This window comes from Sphingopyxis sp. P8 (assembly GCF_020622175.1).
Taxonomy (GTDB): domain Bacteria; phylum Pseudomonadota; class Alphaproteobacteria; order Sphingomonadales; family Sphingomonadaceae; genus Sphingopyxis; species Sphingopyxis jiangsuensis.
In genome coordinates, this window is sequence record NZ_JACNMK010000001.1 from 1,278,300 (window position 1) to 1,298,802 (window position 20,503).

The 20,503-nt window shown below is 64.6% G+C and carries 21 protein-coding genes; 12 read left to right on the forward strand and 9 right to left on the reverse strand.

The genetic code is table 11. The annotated features are described in order from the left end of the window. Position 1: 1 nt before the first annotated feature. Positions 2-427 carry a DUF1761 domain-containing protein gene (locus H7692_RS06190; RefSeq protein WP_227339923.1) on the reverse strand — a complete coding sequence of 142 codons (426 nt, stop codon included), beginning with the start codon at positions 425-427 and terminating at the stop codon, positions 2-4. 87 nt (positions 428-514) lie between these two features. Between H7692_RS06190 and rimO the strand changes: the two genes are divergently transcribed. Further along, entirely contained in the window at positions 515-1,903 is a 1,389-nt protein-coding gene (gene rimO, locus H7692_RS06195) for a 30S ribosomal protein S12 methylthiotransferase RimO (RefSeq protein WP_222135627.1), read from the forward strand. 54 nt (positions 1,904-1,957) lie between these two features. Beyond that, positions 1,958-3,442 (forward strand): DUF4403 family protein, encoded by a 1,485-nt coding sequence (locus H7692_RS06200; RefSeq protein ID WP_227339924.1) that lies wholly within the window; start codon positions 1,958-1,960, stop codon positions 3,440-3,442. A 3-nt stretch (positions 3,443-3,445) separates the two neighbouring features. Here the strand turns inward: H7692_RS06200 and H7692_RS06205 are convergent, their stop codons facing one another. Together H7692_RS06205 and H7692_RS06210 are read right to left on the reverse strand one after the other, a co-directional pair. Further along, positions 3,446-4,459: an inorganic phosphate transporter gene (locus H7692_RS06205; protein WP_222135626.1), complete on the reverse strand. Its 1,014-nt coding sequence runs from the start codon at positions 4,457-4,459 to the stop codon at positions 3,446-3,448. Between the two features lie 14 nt (positions 4,460-4,473). Continuing rightward, a complete protein-coding gene (locus H7692_RS06210) occupies positions 4,474-5,598 on the reverse strand; it encodes a DUF47 family protein (RefSeq protein WP_201926833.1) in 1,125 nt (374 codons plus the stop codon). 191 nt (positions 5,599-5,789) lie between these two features. Here H7692_RS06210 and H7692_RS06215 point away from each other — a divergent pair, with 191 nt between their 5' ends. Next, a complete protein-coding gene (locus tag H7692_RS06215) occupies positions 5,790-7,340 on the forward strand; it encodes a flavin-containing monooxygenase (protein WP_227340045.1) in 1,551 nt (516 codons plus the stop codon). 10 nt (positions 7,341-7,350) lie between these two features. Here the strand turns inward: H7692_RS06215 and H7692_RS06220 are convergent, their stop codons facing one another. Genes H7692_RS06220 through H7692_RS06230 form a run of 3 tightly spaced genes read right to left on the reverse strand, consistent with a single transcriptional unit; the run spans position 7,351 to position 9,334 of the window. After that, positions 7,351-7,533, reverse strand: coding sequence for a DUF3008 family protein (locus tag H7692_RS06220; RefSeq protein WP_201926835.1), 183 nt, complete (start codon positions 7,531-7,533; stop codon positions 7,351-7,353). Positions 7,534-7,556: 23 nt separating this feature from the next. Beyond that, on the reverse strand, positions 7,557-8,492 hold the full coding sequence (locus tag H7692_RS06225; RefSeq protein ID WP_222135625.1) for an SDR family oxidoreductase: 936 nt from the start codon (positions 8,490-8,492) through the stop codon (positions 7,557-7,559). 17 nt (positions 8,493-8,509) lie between these two features. Beyond that, positions 8,510-9,334, reverse strand: a complete 825-nt coding sequence (locus H7692_RS06230; RefSeq protein ID WP_201926839.1) for a DUF4163 domain-containing protein — start codon at positions 9,332-9,334, stop codon at positions 8,510-8,512. A gap of 64 nt (positions 9,335-9,398) precedes the next feature. On the opposite strand from H7692_RS06230, the gene H7692_RS06235 reads away from it, so the two are divergent. The 3 genes from H7692_RS06235 (at position 9,399) to argC (ending at position 12,760) form a co-directional block, all read left to right on the forward strand. Next, positions 9,399-10,811: a leucyl aminopeptidase family protein gene (locus H7692_RS06235; RefSeq protein ID WP_201926840.1), complete on the forward strand. Its 1,413-nt coding sequence runs from the start codon at positions 9,399-9,401 to the stop codon at positions 10,809-10,811. Positions 10,812-10,885: 74 nt separating this feature from the next. Then, positions 10,886-11,830, forward strand: a complete 945-nt coding sequence (locus H7692_RS06240) for a C40 family peptidase (RefSeq protein ID WP_227339925.1) — start codon at positions 10,886-10,888, stop codon at positions 11,828-11,830. A 3-nt stretch (positions 11,831-11,833) separates the two neighbouring features. After that, the gene (argC, locus tag H7692_RS06245; protein ID WP_201926842.1) at positions 11,834-12,760 is read left to right on the forward strand and encodes an N-acetyl-gamma-glutamyl-phosphate reductase; all 927 of its coding nucleotides are present in this window, start codon (positions 11,834-11,836) and stop codon (positions 12,758-12,760) included. Positions 12,761-12,762: 2 nt separating this feature from the next. Here the strand turns inward: argC and H7692_RS06250 are convergent, their stop codons facing one another. Next, positions 12,763-12,978, reverse strand: coding sequence for a hypothetical protein (locus H7692_RS06250; RefSeq protein ID WP_201926844.1), 216 nt, complete (start codon positions 12,976-12,978; stop codon positions 12,763-12,765). 159 nt (positions 12,979-13,137) lie between these two features. Here H7692_RS06250 and H7692_RS06255 point away from each other — a divergent pair, with 159 nt between their 5' ends. After that, positions 13,138-14,478 carry a PQQ-dependent sugar dehydrogenase gene (locus tag H7692_RS06255; RefSeq protein ID WP_201926846.1) on the forward strand — a complete coding sequence of 447 codons (1,341 nt, stop codon included), beginning with the start codon at positions 13,138-13,140 and terminating at the stop codon, positions 14,476-14,478. 97 nt (positions 14,479-14,575) lie between these two features. Here the strand turns inward: H7692_RS06255 and dnaN are convergent, their stop codons facing one another. Next, on the reverse strand, positions 14,576-15,691 hold the full coding sequence (gene dnaN, locus H7692_RS06260; RefSeq protein ID WP_201926848.1) for a DNA polymerase III subunit beta: 1,116 nt from the start codon (positions 15,689-15,691) through the stop codon (positions 14,576-14,578). A gap of 168 nt (positions 15,692-15,859) precedes the next feature. Between dnaN and H7692_RS06265 the strand changes: the two genes are divergently transcribed. After that, positions 15,860-16,357 (forward strand): hypothetical protein, encoded by a 498-nt coding sequence (locus H7692_RS06265; RefSeq protein WP_222135623.1) that lies wholly within the window; start codon positions 15,860-15,862, stop codon positions 16,355-16,357. Positions 16,358-16,367: 10 nt separating this feature from the next. Here the strand turns inward: H7692_RS06265 and H7692_RS06270 are convergent, their stop codons facing one another. Then, positions 16,368-17,264 carry a LysR family transcriptional regulator gene (locus H7692_RS06270; RefSeq protein ID WP_227339926.1) on the reverse strand — a complete coding sequence of 299 codons (897 nt, stop codon included), beginning with the start codon at positions 17,262-17,264 and terminating at the stop codon, positions 16,368-16,370. A gap of 135 nt (positions 17,265-17,399) precedes the next feature. Here H7692_RS06270 and H7692_RS06275 point away from each other — a divergent pair, with 135 nt between their 5' ends. The 4 genes from H7692_RS06275 to H7692_RS06290 all read left to right on the forward strand — a co-directional run bounded on the left by H7692_RS06275 (position 17,400) and on the right by H7692_RS06290 (position 20,486). Beyond that, on the forward strand, positions 17,400-17,726 hold the full coding sequence (locus H7692_RS06275; RefSeq protein ID WP_227339927.1) for a UrcA family protein: 327 nt from the start codon (positions 17,400-17,402) through the stop codon (positions 17,724-17,726). 127 nt (positions 17,727-17,853) lie between these two features. Beyond that, the gene (rlmN, locus tag H7692_RS06280) at positions 17,854-19,092 is read left to right on the forward strand and encodes a 23S rRNA (adenine(2503)-C(2))-methyltransferase RlmN (protein ID WP_222135622.1); all 1,239 of its coding nucleotides are present in this window, start codon (positions 17,854-17,856) and stop codon (positions 19,090-19,092) included. Between the two features lie 186 nt (positions 19,093-19,278). Then, positions 19,279-19,737, forward strand: coding sequence for an outer membrane protein (locus H7692_RS06285; protein WP_222135621.1), 459 nt, complete (start codon positions 19,279-19,281; stop codon positions 19,735-19,737). A 104-nt stretch (positions 19,738-19,841) separates the two neighbouring features. Continuing rightward, on the forward strand, positions 19,842-20,486 hold the full coding sequence (locus tag H7692_RS06290; RefSeq protein WP_222135620.1) for an MOSC domain-containing protein: 645 nt from the start codon (positions 19,842-19,844) through the stop codon (positions 20,484-20,486). Positions 20,487-20,503: the final 17 nt, after the last annotated feature.

The following is a 20,503-nucleotide window of genomic DNA, read 5'->3' on the forward strand; positions in this document are numbered from 1 at the left end:
CCTAAGGCAGACTGCGCCTGCCAGCCTTACCCAAAAAGGCGAACACGAGTCCCATCGCGGCGTAGAAGACGGTCCAGTATCCGGCGTCGATCGCGAACAATTTGAACGTCGCGCGGCTGAACAGATAGTTGGTACCGATCGCCGGCACGACGAAGCCGATCGCGACGCCGATCGCGATCATCATCGTCGATCGCATGCTCATCTCGCCGAAATGCGCGAGCAGATGGCCAAGGAAAATGGCCGAAACAATGCTCAGCAGGAAGGTGGTGCCGTAAATCAGCGCCATATTGCCTTCCTTCAACTCCTCCTCGGTAAAGCCGCGCTCCTTCATCCACGCCTTGCCGAACAGCGGGCCGTACCACAGCCCCCCGACGAAAAACCCCGCCGCCGCAGCGACGATGATTGCGATCCAGCTCATATTGGCCATGATGTTTCTCCCCTCGTCCCCCGCCACCATGCGCCCGCGGCGCGCGCGTGACAAGCCGGGGAATTTGGGCTATGGGCGCGCCCGATCATGACAACCAAGACCCTCCCTGCCCAGCCGAAAGTCGGCATGGTGTCGCTCGGCTGCCCCAAGGCGCTCGTCGACAGCGAACGGATTCTGACCAAGCTCCGCGCCGACGGCTATGGCCTCTCGCCCGACTATGCGGGCGCCGACGTGGTGCTCGTCAACACCTGCGGTTTCCTCGATTCGGCGAAGGAGGAAAGCCTGGAGGCGATCGGCGAGGCGATGGCCGAGAACGGCCGCGTCATCGTCACCGGCTGCATGGGCAATGAGGCGGAGGCGATTCGCGCGCGCTTCCCGAACGTGCTCGCCGTTACCGGCGCGCATCAATATGAGCAGGTGGTCGATGCCGTCCACGACGCAGCGCCGCCGACGCAAGGACCTTTCGTCGATCTCGTCCCCGAAGGCGGGCTCAAGCTCACGCCGCGCCATTACAGCTATCTGAAGATTTCGGAGGGCTGCAACCACAGCTGCGCCTTCTGCATCATCCCCGACCTGCGCGGTAAGCTCGTCAGCCGCCGCATCGACGCGGTGCTGCGCGAGGCCGAAAAGCTCGTTGCGGCGGGCACGAAGGAATTGCTCGTCATCAGCCAGGACACCTCGGCTTACGGCGTCGATATCCGCCATGACCCGCGCCAGTGGCACGGCCGCGAAGTCCGCGCCCACATGACCGACCTCGCGCGCGAATTGGGGCAACTCCGGACGGGCGAGGGCCGCGCGCCCTGGGTGCGCCTTCACTATGTCTATCCCTATCCGCATGTCGATGCGGTCATCCCGCTGATGGCCGAGGGACTGCTGACGCCCTACCTCGACATCCCCTTCCAGCATGCGAGCCCGAGCGTCCTCAAGCGCATGAAGCGCCCCGCGAACGAAGCGAAGGTGCTCGAACGGCTGAAGAACTGGCGCGCGATCGCCCCCGACATCGCGATCCGATCAAGCTTCGTCGTCGGCTTTCCGGGCGAGACCGAAGCGGATTTCCAATATCTCCTCGACTGGCTCGACGAAGCGCAACTCGACCGCGTCGGCGCCTTCCGCTTCGAACCCGTCGCGGGCGCGCAGGCGAACGCCCTGCCCGATCCGGTGCCCGAAGAGGTGAAGGAAGAGCGCTTCCAGCGCATCATGGCAAAGACTGCCGCGATCAGCGCCGCCAAGCTCGCCGCCAAGGTCGGCCGCACCATCCCCGTCATCATCGACGAGGTCGGCGAGGCGGACCCCAACGACCCTGAATGGGACGGCAGCATCGGCGCGACCGGGCGCAGCCAGGCGGACGCACCCGAAATCGACGGGCATGTCTATCTGCGCGACGTTGCCGAATCGCTGCAGGCGGGCGACATCGTCGATGTGACGGTCGAGGACGCCGACGAACACGACCTGTTCGGGGTCGTCATCGACCGCTGACGAATAGGCACAGCACCCCGATTGATGCTATCGACGGCATGAATCGGGGAGCGAATGACGCACGCGATCAGGACGATGGGCTCGGCGCTGCTGACGATGGCAGTCCTCGCGGGCTGCGATCCGGCCAAGGGCGGCGCGGAACCACCGCCGCGCGCGACCGACATCGCTCCCTCCCCCAGCCAGTTATCGACGATTGCCGTTCCGATCAACGCCGATACGGCGGCGCTCAAACGCGCGCTCGAACGCGCTGTCCCGCGCACCTTGTGGACGATCAATCGGCGCGAACCGCGCTGCGTGCCGCCGCAAGAGGTCAAGGTGCTGGGGCGCCGGATCGACGTGACGCCGCCGATCGCCTGCACGATTGTCGGGCGCGTCACGCGCGGCGCGCTGCGCCTGCGCGGCGAGGGTGACGAGATCGTCGTCGACGTTCCGCTCAACGCGCGGATCAGCGCGCGCGACGTCGGCGGCATCCTGAAGGAGGAAACCGCCAACGGCTCGGCGCTGGCCCACGCCCGCATCCGTGTCGAACTGCTGTCCGACTGGCGAACCCGCGGTACCGCGCGCATCACCTATGGCTGGACCAAAGCGCCCGGCATCGACTTCCTTGGTCATCGCATCACCTTCACCGAAGAGGCCGACGCAAAGCTGAGGCCGGTGGTGCGCAACGTCGAGCGCGAGGTAAACCGCGAAATCGCGAAGATCGACATGCGCGCGCAGGCCGCCGACATCTGGCGGCAGAGTTTCACCACCCTGTCGCTCAACCGCGAGAATCCGCCCGTGTGGATGCGCGTCACGCCGAAGCGCATCCTTTACGGCGGCTATCGTATCGACGGTCGGCGCATCCGACTCGACCTCGGCGTAGAGGCCGTCACCGAAACCTTTGTCGCAAAGCGCCCGGCCGACCCCGTACCCGTGCCGCTTCCCGCGCTCGACAACGGCGTTCCCGAGCCGCAGCTCGACATTCGCGTGCCCGTCATCGCCGCTTATGCGCAGCTTCAGCCGGTCGTCGACCGCGCGCTCGCCAAGCGCGCGCAGCGCCCGTTCGATCTGCCGAAACTTGGTCCGATGGACGTCAAATTCGGCAAGTCGACCATCTATGGCGCGCCCGGCGGCCGCATCGCGGTCGGCGTCGATGTCGACGCGCGCCTGCAAATCCGTTCGGGCGACCCGACCCGCGGCCGTATCTGGATGACCGCCGTGCCGGTGACCGAAGCCGGATCGGCAAAGGTGCAGTTCACCGATCTGGTCGTCAACGGCGACAGCGACGGAATCGGCGGCGACCTGTTGATCCTGCTCGGCCGCAACGAGGAATTCGCGCCGCTGATCGCCGAAGCGCTGAGCCAGAATTTCACGCGCGACGTCGCCGAACTCGAAACCAAGATCCGGCGCGCGGTCGACGAACGGCAGAAGGGCGCCTTCGTCATCCGGACGCGCATCGACGGCTTTGAAACGGGCACGATCCGCGCCTATGGCAACGGCCTGTATATGCCGGTGCGGATGACCGGCGGTGCGACGGTCGATTACCGCCCGCGCCGCTGACGATCAGAAAAGCCGCGTCAGCGCGTAGAAAAGCGCCGCCACCAAACCGCTCGCCGGGATCGTTATGAACCAGGCGGCGATGACGTTACCCGCAACGCCCCAGCGCACCGCGCTCGCGCGGCGCGCGACGCCCGCGCCGATGATGCTGCCTGTGATCGTGTGCGTCGTCGATACCGGGATGCCGAGCAGGCTGGCGGTGAACACCATGATCGATCCGCCGGTCGAGGCGGCGAAGCCCTGATGGTGCGACAGCTTGGTGATCCGGCCGCCCATCGTCTCGATAATCCTCCAGCCGCCGGACAGCGTACCCAAAGCGATGGCGACATAGCAACTGAACGCCACCCAATGCGGAACGTGAAATTCACCGCTGAGATAGCCGGTCGAATAGAGGAGGACCGCAATGATCCCCATCGTCTTTTGCGCGTCGTTGAGTCCGTGGCTGAGCGAATAGGCTGCGGAGGAGAAAAGGTGGAGATAGCGAAAGGATTTTTCGGCAAATTTCGCTGTGGCGCGGCGGAGCGACCAACTGCTCGCCAGCATCACGAGCATCGCCAGCAGCATGCCCAGCATCGGTGACAGAAAGATCGCGACGACGGTCTTGTTGAGCCCGGTCCACTGGATGCCCTCGAACCCCGCGTGCGCCACGCCCGCGCCGACGATGCCGCCGACGAGCGCGTGACTCGACGAGGAAGGGATGCCCTTGAGCCAGGTCACGACGTTCCAGAACATCGCCCCGACGAGCGCGCCGAACACGACCGCCGGGGTCACCAGATCCTTGTCGATCAGCCCGGATCCGATGGTTTCGGCGACCTTGTGGAGCGCCGGAAAGGCCAGGCTGAGGAAATAGGCAGCGAAATTGAAGAAGGCGGCAAAGATCACCGCCTGCACCGGTCGGAGCAAGCGCGTCGCGACGACCGTCGCGATGCTGTTCGCAGCGTCATGCAAACCATTCAGAAAGTCGAAAGCCAGCGCAAGGATGACCAGCCCGACCAGAAGGTGAAACGCGAGTTCGTGCATGTCAGCCGCGTGCGCTACGCGTGGTCAATGACGAGGCCGTCGATTTCGTTCGCGACGTCCTCGAAACTGTCGGTAACGCGCTCGAGGTGCCGATAGAGTTCGCGCCCGATGACAAAGCGAACGCCATTCGACTGGCCATGCTCCTTGAACAGGCGTTTCAGACCCGCAGCATGGATTTCGTCGGCATGGCCTTCCATCCGGACAAGGCGTTCGGTCAACTCGTGCAGGCGCGGGCCATTGGCCGAAATATTTCGCAGCAGCGGCAGCGCCTCGGCGGTCAGGCGGGCAGCATCGACGATGATCCCGGCGATGTCGCGCATTTCGGGTTCGAATTCGGTGACGTCGTAGAGGTCGACCGCCCCGGCGGTTTTCTGCATTTCGTCGATCGCATCGTCCATCGACGCGATGAGGTCGGTGATCGCGCTGCGATCGAATGGCGTCAGAAAGGTGCGGCGCACCGTCTGCAGCACTTCGCGCGTGATCGCATCGGCGTCATGTTCGCGCTCGATAATCTCTCGCACATGATCGGCCATGCCCTCGCCGCCCTGCAACATCCGTGACAAGGCGTTCGCTCCGGCGACCAGCGTCGCGGCGTGACTTTCGAACAGCTCGAAGAAATTGCCCTGCCGCGGCAACAGCCGCTGGAACCATGCGAACATCCGGTTGACCCCTGTTTTTTCGGCTACATTATGGACGACCCCGCGCGGCTGCGCGGCGGCGCGAAAGCCCCCGTCGCCGAACGAACGGATCATCGCCTGCAGGTCGGGCTCATCGACGGCCGCAGCTGCGTCGCGGAACGAGAACCAGCGCCGGTCGCGCTCGTCCATTTCCTTCCATTCGGACAGTTCGCGCGTTACCGCGAGCGGAAAAACCTCGACATTGTACATGATCGACGCGCCGTTCCCGCGCCGTTTGCGATATTCATAGCTGCCGATCGACGTCGGGCATACCGCGCCCAAAACGCCAGCCTCTTCCTCCGCCTCGATCGCCGCGGCGGCGTGGCGTTCCATCCCGGTCAGCGGATTGCCTTTCGGGATCACCCAACGCTTGGTCTCGCGCGAGGTGATGAGCAGGATTTCGGTCGCGCCATCCTGCGCGGGGCCACCGAATCGATAGGGAAGGACAGCGATCTGGCGCAATTAAATTCGTCTTTTCATGATCTTGAACGACAGCGAGGATCGTATCGTTGCAAAACGATGTCGCTCTTATGACAATAATGTGACAGCGGCAATGGTGGCCCTGACAACCTGCACTTTCCGTAAACGTCAATTCGATTGCAAAATGCAACGCGGTGCGTAAGCTGGGGCCAAAGCAGATGGGAGATGCGATGATGGCAGCCACGGCGACGATGAACCGCCCTGCAGGCACGCAAGCTGCGCCGGTCGATCAGGATGTGCTGATCGTCGGCGCCGGGATTTCGGGCATCGGCATGGCGGCACATCTGCAAATGCGCTGCCCCGACCGCAGTTTCGGCCTCGTCGAACGTCGCGCCAATCTGGGCGGGACTTGGGATTTGTTCCGCTACCCCGGCATCCGCTCGGACAGCGACATGCACACGCTCGGCTTTGTTTTCGAACCGTGGAAGCATGAGAAATCGATTGCCGACGGCCCGGCGATCCTCGACTATCTCAACCGCATCGTCGACGAACGCGGCATCCGCGAACGCATCCGTTTCAACCGCAAAGTCATCGGCGCCGACTGGGACAGCGCGACGGCGCGCTGGACCGTGACGATGGAGGACGACGCCGGTGCAAAGTCGACGACGACGGCGCGATGGCTCTATCTCGGGTCGGGCTATTATGACTATGACGAGCCCTTCGACGCCAATTTCACGGGGCGCGAGGCGTTCAAGGGACAGATTGTCCATCCGCAATTCTGGCCCGAGAACCTCGACTATGCGGGCAAGAAGGTGGTGGTGATCGGATCGGGCGCCACCGCCGTGACCATCGTCCCGGCCATCGCCGACAACAGCGAGGGCAAGGGAGCGGAGCATGTGACGATGCTCCAGCGCACCCCGACATGGTATTTCATCCGCCCCGCAAAGGACGCACTCGCCAATTTCCTGCGCAAGATCCTGCCCGAGAAGGTCGCGTACAGGATCACGCGCTTTAAAAATGTGAAGCTGCAGGACATTGGCTTTCGCCGCGCGCGGACGAAGCCCGAAAAGGTCAAGGATTTCCTGACCGGCAAGCTCAAGGCGGCGCTCGGCGACCGCTATGACGAAGAGGCCTTCACCCCGCCCTATAATCCGTGGGATCAGCGGCTTTGCCTCGTCCCCGACGCTGACTTCTTTGAAGCAATGAAGGCCGACAAGGCATCGGTGGTCACCGATCATATCGAGCGCTTCGACGAAAGCGGCATCCTGCTCAAGTCGGGCCGCCACCTCGACGCCGATATCATCGTCACCGCAACGGGGCTCAAGCTGGCTGTTGCAGGGAAGATTCCCGTCCATGTCGACGGCGAGCGGATCGAATGGAGCGAGCATTTCTATTACAAGGCGTGCATGTTCTCGAACGTCCCCAATTTCGCTGCGGTGTTCGGATATCTCAACGCGTCGTGGACGCTGCGCGCCGACATCGTCGCCGAATATGTGTGCCGCGTGCTCAACCACATGCGCGCGACGGGGACCGAGGTGGCGACGCCCGCACTCGAAGACCCCGCCAGCCTGACCGAGGAGAATATCTTTGATTTCTCGTCGGGCTATATCCAGCGGTCGCTGCACATCATGCCCAAAAATGCCGATGCGCTGCCGTGGCGGCTCAACCAGGATTATGTCCACGACCGCGCTTATATGCGGAGCGGCCCGGTCGACGACGGCGTGCTGGCCTTCGGACATGCGAAGAGCGCGGCGACGGCCCCCGCGCTCGAGGCCGCCGAATAGCGCGCTCTGCCTAATCGACGTGCTCGGGTTTGCCCTCGCGCGAACCCTTGGCGAAATCCTCGAGCTGGCTTTCGCTCATGCTGTCGTACATGTCCTTCGATGCACCTTTCAGCTCGGACTTGGGCGTATCGCCACGCTTGGCGCTGAGCGCCGCGCCGGCGGCCTTTTGCTGGGCTTTGGATTTGGCTGGCATGACAATTCTCCTGTCTGCCCCCGCTATCCGTTAACGATCATCCCGCCATTGGGATGCAACACCTGACCCGACATATAGCTGCTGTCGTCGCAAGCGAGGAACAGAAAGGCGGGCGCGACCTCATTCGGCTCGCCTGGCCGCTTCATTGGCGTCGATTCGCCGAATTCCTCCACCTTCGACACGGGCGCGCCACCGCGCGGGTTGAGCGGCGTCCAGATCGGCCCCGGCGCGACGGCGTTCACCCGAATGCCCTTGTCGACCAGATTTTCGCTGAGCGAGCGCGTGAAAGCGGTGATCGCGCCCTTTGTGGCGCTATAATCGAGCAGGCCCGCCGACCCCTTGTACATCGTCACGCTCGTACAATTGACGATCGCCGCGCCTTTACCGAGATGCGGCAGCGCAGCCTGCACAAGATAGAACATGCCAAAGATATTCGTCTCAAAGGTGCGGCGAAGCTGCTCGGCCGAAATGTCGCGGATATCGGCGGCCGGATGCTGCTCGCCGGCATTGTTGACGAGGATGTCGAGGCGGCCGAGGCGCCCGACGGTTTTGGCAATGACCTTCTCGCAAGCCGCGGGCCTCCCGACATCCGCCTTGATCACCACCGCACGGCTCCCCTCATCGGTGACAATCTGCGCCGTCCGTTCGGCGTCCTCGCGATTCTCGTGATAGACGATGGAGACAGCGGCGCCTTCGCGCGCAAAAAGCGCGCACACGGCGCGGCCGATCCCGCTGTCGCCACCCGTGACGATCGCCACCTTGCCGTGGAGGCGTCCTGATCCCGGATAGCGCGGCTCCCATTTTGGCGCGCGGTCGAGGTCGGTCTCGCGATCGCTCGGCGGATCGGCGATCGATTGCGACTTGCCGACTTCCTGTTCGAGCTTGGCGGCGGCGCGCTTCTTGCCTTTCTTTTCCGCCGGCGTCTCGCCGACCTTTCCGGCCTTCGGTCGCTTCGCCATGAGAAAGTCCTTTCCGGTCAGTTGAGGGGGAGAAATTCGCGGGCAAATTCGGGCTTCACCGCATCGACTATGGCCCGCGACATGGGGAGGTTGACGCGATAGCTGCCCTCGGCCCATGGCCCGACCTCATAGGGCGCGATGGCGATGGTCAGCCGGTCGAGATGCTTGCCGTCCGACGAGCCAATCCACACCGTCTGCGCCGACGGGACCGGACATTCGCCAAAGGGGCCGTCCGCCGAGCGATCCCATTCGATACCTTTGCGCTCTTTGGCCTTGTTCAGCCGCGCGCACAGATCGTCCTTCGCCGCGCGGTCGAATGCGTCGGAACTCGTGAAAAGATCCATCGGGCGCAGCAACCGGGCGCGCGTGCGATCCCAGATCAGCGAATCGAAACTCAACATGCCGTGCGCGCCCCCAGTATAAGTGGCGATTTCGGAGGAGAGGCTGAGGAAACGCGGCGTATCCGTCACCCGCTCCCATTTCTGCAGGTGACTGTGCTGACGATAGGGAAAGCCACCCTTTTCAGCCGCGGTGCGGTCACGCCTCGCTGCCGCGATCAGCGCCTCGCGTTTTGTCTCGCGGTCATTGTCGAGCCACGCGGCGAGCTTGGCAATTCGTGCTGCCTCGACCGGATAGGCATAGGCAAATTCGACGAGTTCGTCCGACTGCCGCTCGTCGGACGCTTGCGCGCCGCGCGCGACAAGCTCCTCGGCACCCTCGGGGGGCGCCCCGGGCACCGACACGGCCTCGACCTCTTCGGCAAGGGGCGACGCCTTTTCGCTGCACGCGGCGATGACAAGCGATGCGGCCAGCAGCGCCGCGGGTACTTTAAGGTTCGTCACGATTCTCATTCCTCCCTCAACGCCGGGAATCGACAAAGTTTCCCGCCGCGCCTAGCAAAAGCGGATGACCGACTATTCCGACCTCGTGCAACCCGACAAGGGGCAGGACGCCCGCATCATCCACCTCGTCGACAAGAAGAGCTATGACAACTGGCTCAAGGGGCGCAGCGCGCGCGAACGCGCGGCGCTTGAGGCCGCAAACTACAAGCCCGACGGTTACGCCCATGCCATCTTGCCCGGCGACGTGCCTGAAAGCTGGTCGGTGGTTACGGCAGTCGCCGATGTCGACAGCCTGTCGGCCTGGTGCATTTCGAAGCTCGGCACCGTCCTCCCCGAAGGACGTTATCGGCTTGAGGGGCGCCAGCCAGGCAAGGCAATGTTCGGCTGGATGAGCGGCCAGTATCGATTTGATAACTACAAATCAAAGAGCGAGACTCGCGGGCCGCGCACCCTGCTTACCACCGACGTCGGCGCGATCGCGCCGATGGTCGCCGAGGTGCGCGCGGTCGCGCTGGTGCGCGATCTCGTCAACACCCCCGCCGCCGATATGGGACCCGCGACACTCGAAAAGACTGCCGAACGGATCGCCAAGGCGCACGGCGGCAAGCTGACCGTCACCAAGGGCGAGGCGCTCGAACAGGGCTATCCGATGATTCACGCGGTCGGGCGCGCGGCGGCCAAGCATCATGCGCCGCGCCTCATCGAGATCGACTGGGGCAAGGATCAGCATCCTCGGGTTGCGCTGGTCGGCAAGGGGATCAGCTTCGACAGCGGCGGGCTCGACATCAAGCCCGCTTCGGGGATGCGACTGATGAAAAAGGACATGGGCGGCGCCGCGCACGTCCTCGCGCTCGCCGAACTGGTGATGGCGAGCGGCCTTCCCGTCCGGCTCCATTGCCTCGTCGCGGCGGCCGAGAATGCGATTTCGTCCGACGCCTTTCGCCCCGGCGACGTGCTCAAAAGCCGCAAGGGGCTGACGGTCGAGATCGGCAATACCGACGCCGAAGGGCGCCTCGTCCTCGGCGACGCACTCGCGCGCGCGGGCGAGAGCAAGCCCGAGTTGATCGTCGATTTCGCGACTTTGACCGGCGCAGCACGCGTTGCGCTCGGCCCCGACCTTCCCGCCCTTTACGCCAATGACGACACGCTGGCTGACGACCTGCTCACGAGCGGGACCGAGCGCGACGATCCGCTGTGGCGCATGCCACTGTGGGACGGTTATGCCGAGTTGCTCGAAACCGACATCGCCGACCTTGGCAACGCGGGCAGTTCGCCCTTTGCGGGGTCGATCACCGCGGCACTCTTCCTCCAACGCTTCATTCCCGACAAGACCACTTGGGCGCATTTCGACACCTTCGCCTGGCGACCGACGGCAAAGCCCGGCCGGCCAAAGGGCGGCGCGGCGCTCGGGCTGCGCGCGGCATGGGCGATGCTGCAGTCACGCTACGACCGGCGCGGCAAACGGGAAGCGGCTTGATAAACTTCGTCCGGCTGGGCTAATGCCGCGCGATTCCGCCAGCGGCGGCTATTCGGATAGTGACAGGACAATAGGTGACTGGAGAAAGCGGCGATAATCAGGTCTCTTCGCGGGTACGGATGGGGCGGCCCGGTGTCGCTGGCGCCGGCCGCGATCGCTTTGGCCTGACCGGCGTTTCGCAGTCCTTTGATCCGCGCATCGTTGCGATCCGGCCCGACCTCGCCGATATCGCGGTCGCAGGCCGCTATTTCGCGCCCCATTATGCCGCGCCGATGATGCGGAGCGGCGCGCTGCCGGCCGCGGCGATGCGCGCTTCCCCGGCGACCGACGCCGAACAGACAAGCGAATTGCTGTTCGGCGAAGGATTTGCGCTTCTCGACATCACCGGCGGCTGGGCGTGGGGTTACAGCCTCGCCGACCATTATGTCGGCTATATCGCCGCCGACGCGCTCGCCGCACCGATTGCCCCGACCCACCGCGTTATTGCGCGCGAATCGATCGTCCACAGCGCGCCCGATGCCGCGAGCGGCGGCTCGGCGATCGTCCCGCGCGGCGCGCTGGTGATGGGAGAGGCGCAGGGCGAGTGGCTCGCCACCTCGCACGGATATTTTCCCTTGGCGGCGCTTGCCGAGGTCGACGAAACCGACAGCGACCCCGTGGCGGTTGCAGAGGATCTGATCGGCACGCCCTATCTTTGGGGCGGACGCACGGCGAAAGGTATCGACTGTTCGGGACTGGTCCAGCTCGCCTGGCATGCGGCAGGCGTACAGCTGCCGCGCGACAGCGACCTGCAGCTCGATGCGCTCGGCCCCGACAAGGATGTGGCGCCGGGCGATCTGGCGCGCGGCGACCTTGTCTTCTTCCCCGGCCATGTCGGGATCGTGGCCGACGGGGGGACCATCGTCCACGCCAGCCAGCACTGGAACGAAGTGCGCGCCGAACCGCTCGCCGACCTTGTCGCGCGCTCGGCCGCCGAAGGAAATGACCCCGCCGTGCTCGGCTACAAGCGGCCGCGCTGACGCATGACACAGTCGATCTTCATCGACGGCGCTGCCGGTACCACGGGGCTCGAAATCGCCGAACGACTGGCGGGGCGGAGCGAATTTTCGCTGATCGCGCTCGACGAAGCGCGGCGCAAGGACGCCGATGCGCGCCGCGAGGCGCTCAACGACGCCGATTTTGTCATCCTGTGCCTCCCCGACGATGCGGCGCGCGAAGCGGTCGCGATGATCGCTAACGAACGAACGCGCGTCATCGATGCCTCGACCGCACACCGCGTCGCGCCCGGCTGGACCTATGGCTTTCCCGAAGTCAGCGGCCATGATGCGGTTGCGGCTGCCGCGCGCGTCAGCAATCCCGGCTGCTATTCGACCGGATTCATCGCGCTGCTCGCGCCGCTCGTGCGCGCGGGACTGCTCCCCGCCGACTGGCCCTATAGTTGCAACGCAGTCAGCGGCTATTCGGGCGGCGGCAAGGCGCTCATCGAACGCTTCGAGCAGGACCGCGACATTGCATGGCGCGGCTATGCGCTGACGCTCGGCCACAAGCATGTGCCGGAGATGCAGGCGCATTGCGGCCTGTCGGTCGCGCCCTTGTTCACCCCTGCGGTGATTCCTGCGCATCGCGGCATGGTCGTCGAAATCCCACTGCCGCTCGCCGCTATGCCGCGCGCTGCCAACCCTGATGCGCTGCGCGCCGCTCTGGCCGAATTTTATGCGGGCAGCGCGATCGTCACGATGGGCGAGGCACCTGCCAGTGGCGAAATGCTGCTGCGCGGCTCCGAGGAGGGTGGCGACCAAATCGAACTGTTCGTGTTCGGCAATGGTGACGGCAGCCAGGCGCGGCTCGTTGCGCGGCTCGACAACCTCGGCAAGGGCGCAAGCGGAGCGTGCGTCCAGAACCTCAATATCATGGCAGGATTGCCCGAGACCGCGAGCCTGCGACTCTGACCTCAGTGAACCGTGTCGAGCGCGGTGTCGATCGACAGATAGGTAATCAACCGTTCGATCTGGCGCCAGCGCGCAAAGTGGATGTGGTTCCCAAGGACGCGGAACTGCTCCGCGCGCGCCGCGGCGGCAAAGCCGGCTTCATCGCCATGTTCGCGGATGAGCGCGTCGGCTTCGTCGACCGCACCGCGGTCGGTCAAATATGGCGCTTGCAATTGCATATCGTTCCCGGCCCTCTCGATCGCCGACCTACCTACCCCCGCGCCCCTGACTGCGCCGTTCCCAACCGTGATGAACAAATGGGTAAGCATATTTCGGGACCAGACTTGGGCTGCGTTTCGCCCCTTTGCCGCCGCGCCGCGCGCGTGTAGGAAAAGACCATGCGCAAGATCCTGAAATATGTCGCCCTCGGCCTTTTGGTGCTGCTGATCGCCGGAGGTGTCACGCTTTACGTCATGTCGCGCCCCGACATCGCGCGTTTCTCAACCGCCGAACTCAGTGGCCGCGTCCCCGTGATGGCGTCGCAACGCACCGAGACTTTCCCGACGATCAACGTGCCAGAGGCGACAAGCTGGCCCGCCGGCGAGGCGCCGCGCGCCGCGCAGGGATTGACCGTTGGCCGCTTTGCCGAAGGGCTCGACCATCCGCGCACGATCCTGGTCCTGCCCAATGGCGATGTGCTCGTCGCCGAAGCACAGAGCCCGCCGCGCGACACGTCGGGCATCGAAGGCATGGTGATGGGCCGGCTGATGAGCAAGGCGGGCGCAGGCGGCGTCTCGGCCAACCGCATCACCCTGCTCCGCGACGCCGATGGCGACGGCAAGGCCGAAGTGAAGACCCCCTATATCACCGGGCTCAACTCGCCCTATGGCATGGCGCTGGTCGGCGAAACGCTTTACGTCGCCAACACCGACGCCCTGCTCGCCTTTCCCTATGTCGAAGGCGAGACTGCAATGAGCGCCAAGCCCGAAAAAATCGTCGACCTCCCCGCCAAGGGCACCAACCGCCACTGGACCAAGAGCCTCGCCGCGGCGCCGAACGGCTGGCTTTACATCGGTGTCGGCGCCGATTCGAATATCGGCGAGGCGGGGATGAACCGCGAGTTCCGCCGCGCGAGCGTGCTCGAAGTGCGCCCGGAACAGAAATATATGCGTACCTATGCCGCGGGCATTCGCAACCCTGTCGGGCTTGCCTTTTATCCCGGCACCGACCGGCTGTGGACCGTGGTCAACGAGCGCGACATGATCGGCAGCGACCTTGTCCCCGACTATCTGACCGACGTAGCCGAAGGCGATTTCTACGGCTGGCCCTGGTATTATTGGGGTGGCTTCATCGACCCGCGCGTCCCGCCCGAGGCGGAGGATCGCCGCCAATATGTGAAGCGCCCCGAATATGGGCTGGGCGCACACACTGCACCGCTCGGCATGACATTCACCGACGGCCTCGACCTTGGCGAGCGCTGGGCGAACGGCGCCCTCGTCGCACGGCATGGATCATGGAATCGCGATCCTGTGGCAGGCTATGACGTTGTGTTCGTCAAGTTCGGCGCGAACCGCAAGCCGGTCGATGCGCTGCCGGTCACCCTGCTCGACGGATTCCTTGCCCCGGATACAAAGACTACGCGCGGGCGCCCCGCCGACGTCAAGGTTGCAAAGGACGGCAGCGCGCTGATCGCCGACGATACCGGTGGGGTTATCTGGCGGGTTGCGAAGGGAGGCTAAAAGGCATCGTCCCCGCACAGGCGGGGACCACTGGCAGCCTTGCTCCCACCCTCGGCCTAAAACGATGGCAACCCCGCCTTCGCGGGGGCGAAGGTCTTTAGACCCGCATCGGCATCAGCACGTAAAGCGCCGGGCTTTTCTCGCTTTCGCGGATCAAGGTCGGGGCGTTGGCGTCGGCGAGGTGGAGCTCGACGCTGTCGCCGTCGACCTGGCCCAAAATGTCGCTGAGATAGCGGGCGTTGAAGCCGATCTCCATCGCGTCGCTGTCATAGCCTGCGGCGAGTTCTTCGGCCGCGGTGCCGTTTTCGGGGCTGGTCACGCTGAGCGTGATGCGGTCCTTGTCGAGCCCGACCTTCACCGCGCGCGTCTTTTCGCTCGCAATCGTCGACACGCGGTCGACGCCCTGGAACAGGCTCTTGGGATCGACCTTCAGCAGCTTGTCATTCGCCGTCGGGATGACGCGGCTGTAGTCGGGGAAGGTGCCGTCGATCAGCTTCGACGTCAGCACCGCATGGCCCAGCGTAAAGCGGATCTTGGTCGCCGACAGGCTGATCTCGACATTGCCCTCGGCCTCGTCGAGCAGCTTGCGGATTTCGCCGATGCATTTGCGGGGTACAATGACGTCGGGCATGCCGCTCGCGCCTTCGGGGCGCGTCACCGTGTAACGCGCGAGGCGGTGGCCGTCGGTCGCCGCGGCCTTGAGCACAGGACCCGTCGCATCCTCGGCGACATGGAAGAAGATGCCGTTCAGATAATAGCGCGTTTCCTCGGTCGAGATGGCAAAACGCGTCTTGTCGATAATCTGGATGAGCTCGGCGACGGGCAGCTCAAAGCTCGTCGGCAGGTCACCCTCGGCGATCACCGGAAAGTCGTCGCGCGGCAGCGTCGGCAGGTTGAAGTTGGAGCGGCCGGCCTTGACCTGCATCTTGCCCTCGGCGGCAGCGAGGCTGACCTCGGCCCCCTCGGGCAGCTTGCGCGCGATCTCGAAAAGCGTGTGCGCCGACACGGTTGTCGTGCCCGGCGTTTCAACCTTGGCCGCGATGGTTTCGACGACCTGCAAGTCGAGGTCAGTCGCCATCAGCTTCAGGCTGCCCGACGCGTCGGCTTCGATCAGGACGTTCGACAGGATGGGGATGGTATTGCGCCGCTCGACCACCGACTGGACATGGCCGAGGCTCTTGAGCAGCACCGCACGTTCGATCGTCGCTTTCATCTAATCCATCATCCCTGTGTCTGTCAGGATTGCCCTGGGAAATTCGGCGGCGCGGGCCAGCATGCCCCGAATCCCGTTCGCCGAAAAATGTCCACCTTCCTTAACGAACGCAACGCGCCGCGCAAGCCAAGCTTGCATTGCAGCGCCATTCGCGCGAACGAAGGCGCGATGCGGCGCGCGGCCTTCTTTTCTCTCATTCTGGTCCTCCTGCCCGCCGCGGCGCTCGCGGCGCCGCGCACGGCGCTCGGCATTTTCGAGGATTGGGGCGCCTTTCGCGAGGCGAGGACGCCGCGCTGCTTTGCGATTGCCGAGCCGTCGGCTTCGATCGGTCGCGCGCAGGAAAAGCCCTATGCGAGCATCGGATATTGGCCGCGGTCGCGTATCCGCGGGCAATTCTATATCCGCCTGTCGAAACCGCGCCTTGACGGCAGCGAATTGCGCCTGACCGTCGGCAGCCGCCGCTTCATCCTCGCCGGCAACGGCGCCCACGGTTGGGCGAGCGATGCCCGGATGGACGCCGCGATCATCGGCGCCATGCGTTCGGCCCAGACCATGCGTGTCGAAAGCCGCGCGGCGAGTGGGGGTGCGATTTCGGACCGGTACCGCCTGCGCGGCGCAGCGACCGCGATCGACGCCGCCGCACTTGGCTGCGCAAAGCTTCGATAGCGGGCTCGCGCTAACCGCGCGCCACTCGCTTCAGTTCGAGCGCCAGGAAATCGAGCACGGTGCGAACGCGCGGGACGTGGCGCAGCCTTTCGTGCACGAGCAGCCAGAGGCCGGTGGTGTCGTCCTTTCGCGGCGGTATGCAGCGCACCAGTTCGGGGTCGCTGTCCGCCAGAAAGCTGGGAAGGATTGCAAGCCCCATCCCCGACCGGACACCGGACAACAGCCCCGCGGCGCTGTCATATTGCATGACGACCGAATCCTCGAGGCCGTGCCGTTGCAACCACGCCTTATAGGGTCCCCAGACGTTACCCCCACCCCCGATGAAGGGGTGCAAGATAAGGTCGTCGCGGCGCTGGGGTTTGCCGTGGAGTTCCGCATATTCGCGGCTGCAATAGAGCGTCCAGGGATTATCGGCGACGCGGCGACCGACCAGTCCTCCCCCCGACGGTTGCTTGCTGCTGCGGATTGCGATGTCGGCCGCGCCCGCAGCGAGGTCGCGCGTTTCGTCTGCCGAGTCGACCTGCAAGTGAATTTCGGGATGCGCGGTGCGGAGCGCGCGGAGGATCGGAGGCAGAATCGTGACCGCGATCATTTCCATCGTGGTAAGACTTACCGTCCCTGCCGTATCGCGCGACCTTGCGCCAGCGGCCTGATCAAAGCGCTCGGCGGCATCGCGCACCGCCGCCGCGTGACCCAGCATCGCTTCCCCAACCGGAGTCAGCGCATATCCCGCCTGCCGTCGCTCGAACAGGGCGAGCCCCGTCGCCTCCTCCAGCGCCGCGATTCGCCGCGCGACCGTCGTCTGGCTGACGCGCAGCGCCTGCGCCGCGGCGAGCGTGCTGCCCGTTTCCGCCACGGCGAGAAAGGATTTGAGGTCGTTCCAGTCGTACATGGTGCGCCGGCTCATACGCCCACTCGCGCGGTTCTGCAATTTCGCAGAATGGTCGCGCAACATCGTTGCTCCCGGCGCGCGCGACGATTGCCTAAATTGGCTCCACCGGCTTCCTCCCCTCCCTAAACAGCCGGCCGATGGAGACATATGATGAAAAAGCATCTGATCCTCGCCGCCCTGGTTACCATCCAGCTGGGCGTGCCTGCCTATGCCGAACCCGCTTCCACCCAGCGGACGGCCTTTATCCACCATAGCGACCTCGATCTGGCGACCAAGTCGGGACAGGACCGGCTCAAGCACCGGATCTGGCGCGCCGCCGCCGATGTGTGCGGAACCGCGCATGAATTCGACCTCGAAGGCAAGAATGAAGTTCGCAAATGCCGCCGCGAGACGGCTCAAGTCGCTTCGGCCCAGGCCGACGAACTCGTCGCGGCCGCGCGCGGGAGCCAGCCGATCCTCCTTACGGCCGCGCAATAACAGACATTCCGTCCAGGTCTTTTCGGACTCCTCTACTCCCGCGCGTCGGACGACGCGCGGGTCTTTTTGCGCCCTTCATCCGCCATGATTGCGCAACCGGGCGTTCGTGCCTATATGCGCGCGCATCATGCAGATTCCCGGCCATATCGACCCCGTGACGACGGGCACCGTCCCGCTGCGCGGCGGTAACCGCATCGACCTTGTCGGGTTGACGCGCGATGGCGTGCGTGCGGCGCTCGAAGAGGCCGGGCTCGACGCCAAGGCTGCGAAGCTTCGCGCGAAGCAGATCTGGCACTGGATCTATCATCGCGGCGTCACCGATTTCGACGCGATGACCGACATCGCCAAGGCGATGCGTCCCTGGCTGACCGAGCGATTCATCGTCGGGCGCCCCACGGTTGTCACCGCGCAGGTGTCGAACGACGGCACCCGCAAGTGGCTGCTCGCCGCCGCCGACGGCCAGGAATATGAAATGGTGTTCATCCCCGACGCCGACCGCGGAACGCTCTGCGTGTCGAGCCAGGTCGGCTGTACCCTGAACTGCCGCTTCTGCCACACCGGCACGATGCGCCTCGTGCGTAATCTGGCCGCGGGCGAGATCGTCGGGCAAGTGCTGCTTGCGCGCGACGCGCTCGGTGAATGGCCGAAGGGGACGATGGCATCGAGCGCGGATATCGAAGACGAGGACGACGACGCGGGCCATTACACCGCCGACGGCCGCATGCTCACCAACATCGTGATGATGGGCATGGGCGAGCCGCTCTATAATTTCGACGAGGTCAAGGGCGCGCTCAAGATCGTGATGGACGGCGACGGCCTTGCGCTGTCGAAGCGGCGCATCACCCTGTCGACGAGCGGCGTCGTTCCGATGATGGCGCGCGCTGGCGAAGAGATTGGCGTCAACCTCGCTGTTTCGCTTCACGCGGTGAACAAGGAAGTGCGCGACGAGATCGTCCCGCTCAACCGAAAATACGGCATCGAACAACTGCTCGAAGCCTGCGCCGCCTATCCAGGCGCCAATAATGCGCGGCGCATCACGTTCGAATATGTGATGCTGAAGGACAAGAACGACAGCGATGCCGACGCGCGCGAATTGGTGCGGCTGATCAAGCAGTATCGGCTGCCCGCAAAGGTCAATCTGATCCCCTTCAACCCGTGGCCCGGCGCGCCCTATGAATGTTCGTCGCCCGAGCGCGTGCGCGCGTTCAGCAACCTGATTTTCGAGGCGGGGATCTCGGCGCCGATCCGCACCCCGCGCGGTCGCGATATCATGGCCGCGTGCGGGCAGCTCAAGAGCGCCGCGACCAAGCCGACGCGCGCCGAACTCGATCGAATTGCCGAGGAAAAACAGGCCGCGCTGGGCTGATCACGCGCGTTTTCCGCCTGAACGCCGCATGAACAATTCTATACCGTGTTGTAAAAATAACACAGGTAAGAAAATTGTCACAGTCTGAACGATCCGTTCATTGAAGCGACAGCCGCAATCGCCATTTAGAGCTCCGGGCCGCGACCCAAAAGGGCGGGCTCGAATCATAATGAAGGATATAAGACGATGAAAAAATTCGCAGTTGCAGCAGCTCTCCTCTCTGCCGTTGTCGCCACCCCCGCACTCGCCGCTCCCGGCGGTGAAGGCCGTGTCGAAGTTCGCGGCGGCCTGATCACCGGTAACGGGATCGACGAAGGCACGCTCGGCCTTGCCGCCGGCTATGACTTCGACCTCGGCAGCACCGCGTTCGCCGGCGCCGAAGTTGCGGGTGACAAGGTGCTCGTCGACGGCGCCGACGTCCAGTTCTCGGCCGGTGGCCGCGTTGGTGCCAAGATCGGCTCGAACGGCAAGCTCTTTGCCACCGCCGGTTACACCTTCAGCGACATCGACGATCCCTATGTCGGTGCGGGCTATCAGCACAAGTTCGGCTCGAACGTCTATGGCAAGGTGGAATATCGCCACCAGTTCATCGGCAACTTCGGTGACTTCGACACGATCACCGCGGGCGTCGGCTTCGCTTTCTGATTTTCGGAACAGCGATTGAAACGGGAAGGGGCGGCCTTTACGGGCCGCCCCTTTTCATTTGCCTCGCCGCCGTTGGCGTTGCATCGGTCCGCCGAAGGAGTCTTATGGAGCATCGCATTGACGCCCTACTCACCGGAAGGGCACGCACCTTTCGCGGGACCGAAAAGAGCGCCATCGCCAAAACCCTTGTGGACGGCCCGCGCAAAGTCGGATTGCTCGGTATCGAAGGCGACGAGCAAGCCGACCTGACCGTCCATGGCGGGCCCGACAAGGCGATCCATCACTACCCGCGCGATCATTATTCCTTCTGGGACGAGATGTTCGGCGGCCACGCATTGCTCGCCAACGCGGGCGCGTTCGGCGAAAATGTCTCGACAATCGGCCTTGTCGAGGCCGAAGCCTGCATCGGCGACCGCTTCCGGCTCGGCAGTGCGCTCGTCGAAATCAGCCAGGGGCGCCAGCCGTGCTGGAAACTCGGCCACCGCTTCGGTATCGCGAGCGTTCCGGCGACAGTGGTCAAGACGCGGCGCAGCGGCTGGTACTATCGCGTGATCGAGGAAGGGGCGGTCGCGGCGGGCGACGCACTCGCCCTTGTCGATCGCCCGATGCCCGAATGGACCGTCGAACGCGTGTTCGGCCTGCTCATTGGCGGCGGAGGCAAGCGCGAGCCCGCGGCTTTGCGCGAGCTGTCGGGCATGGATGTGCTGGCAACGACGTGGCGCACGCGCGCCGAAAAACCGCTGGGATGACGCGTTAGGGGACCGTC

What these genes read in the sequence shown, in the direction of transcription:
- H7692_RS06190 (WP_227339923.1), bottom strand. Translation starts at nt 427, where the DNA reads ATGGCCAATATGAGCTGGATCGCAATCATCGTCGCTGCGGCGGCGGGG.
- rimO (WP_222135627.1), top strand. Translation starts at nt 515, where the DNA reads ATGACAACCAAGACCCTCCCTGCCCAGCCGAAAGTCGGCATGGTGTCG.
- H7692_RS06200 (WP_227339924.1), top strand. Translation starts at nt 1,958, where the DNA reads ATGACGCACGCGATCAGGACGATGGGCTCGGCGCTGCTGACGATGGCA.
- H7692_RS06205 (WP_222135626.1), bottom strand. Translation starts at nt 4,459, where the DNA reads ATGCACGAACTCGCGTTTCACCTTCTGGTCGGGCTGGTCATCCTTGCG.
- H7692_RS06215 (WP_227340045.1), top strand. Translation starts at nt 5,790, where the DNA reads ATGGCAGCCACGGCGACGATGAACCGCCCTGCAGGCACGCAAGCTGCG.
- H7692_RS06220 (WP_201926835.1), bottom strand. Translation starts at nt 7,533, where the DNA reads ATGCCAGCCAAATCCAAAGCCCAGCAAAAGGCCGCCGGCGCGGCGCTC.
- H7692_RS06225 (WP_222135625.1), bottom strand. Translation starts at nt 8,492, where the DNA reads ATGGCGAAGCGACCGAAGGCCGGAAAGGTCGGCGAGACGCCGGCGGAA.
- H7692_RS06235 (WP_201926840.1), top strand. Translation starts at nt 9,399, where the DNA reads ATGACCGACTATTCCGACCTCGTGCAACCCGACAAGGGGCAGGACGCC.
- argC (WP_201926842.1), top strand. Translation starts at nt 11,834, where the DNA reads ATGACACAGTCGATCTTCATCGACGGCGCTGCCGGTACCACGGGGCTC.
- H7692_RS06250 (WP_201926844.1), bottom strand. Translation starts at nt 12,978, where the DNA reads ATGCAATTGCAAGCGCCATATTTGACCGACCGCGGTGCGGTCGACGAA.
- H7692_RS06255 (WP_201926846.1), top strand. Translation starts at nt 13,138, where the DNA reads ATGCGCAAGATCCTGAAATATGTCGCCCTCGGCCTTTTGGTGCTGCTG.
- dnaN (WP_201926848.1), bottom strand. Translation starts at nt 15,691, where the DNA reads ATGAAAGCGACGATCGAACGTGCGGTGCTGCTCAAGAGCCTCGGCCAT.
- H7692_RS06265 (WP_222135623.1), top strand. Translation starts at nt 15,860, where the DNA reads ATGCGGCGCGCGGCCTTCTTTTCTCTCATTCTGGTCCTCCTGCCCGCC.
- H7692_RS06270 (WP_227339926.1), bottom strand. Translation starts at nt 17,264, where the DNA reads ATGAGCCGGCGCACCATGTACGACTGGAACGACCTCAAATCCTTTCTC.
- H7692_RS06275 (WP_227339927.1), top strand. Translation starts at nt 17,400, where the DNA reads ATGAAAAAGCATCTGATCCTCGCCGCCCTGGTTACCATCCAGCTGGGC.
- rlmN (WP_222135622.1), top strand. Translation starts at nt 17,854, where the DNA reads ATGCAGATTCCCGGCCATATCGACCCCGTGACGACGGGCACCGTCCCG.
- H7692_RS06285 (WP_222135621.1), top strand. Translation starts at nt 19,279, where the DNA reads ATGAAAAAATTCGCAGTTGCAGCAGCTCTCCTCTCTGCCGTTGTCGCC.
- H7692_RS06290 (WP_222135620.1), top strand. Translation starts at nt 19,842, where the DNA reads ATGGAGCATCGCATTGACGCCCTACTCACCGGAAGGGCACGCACCTTT.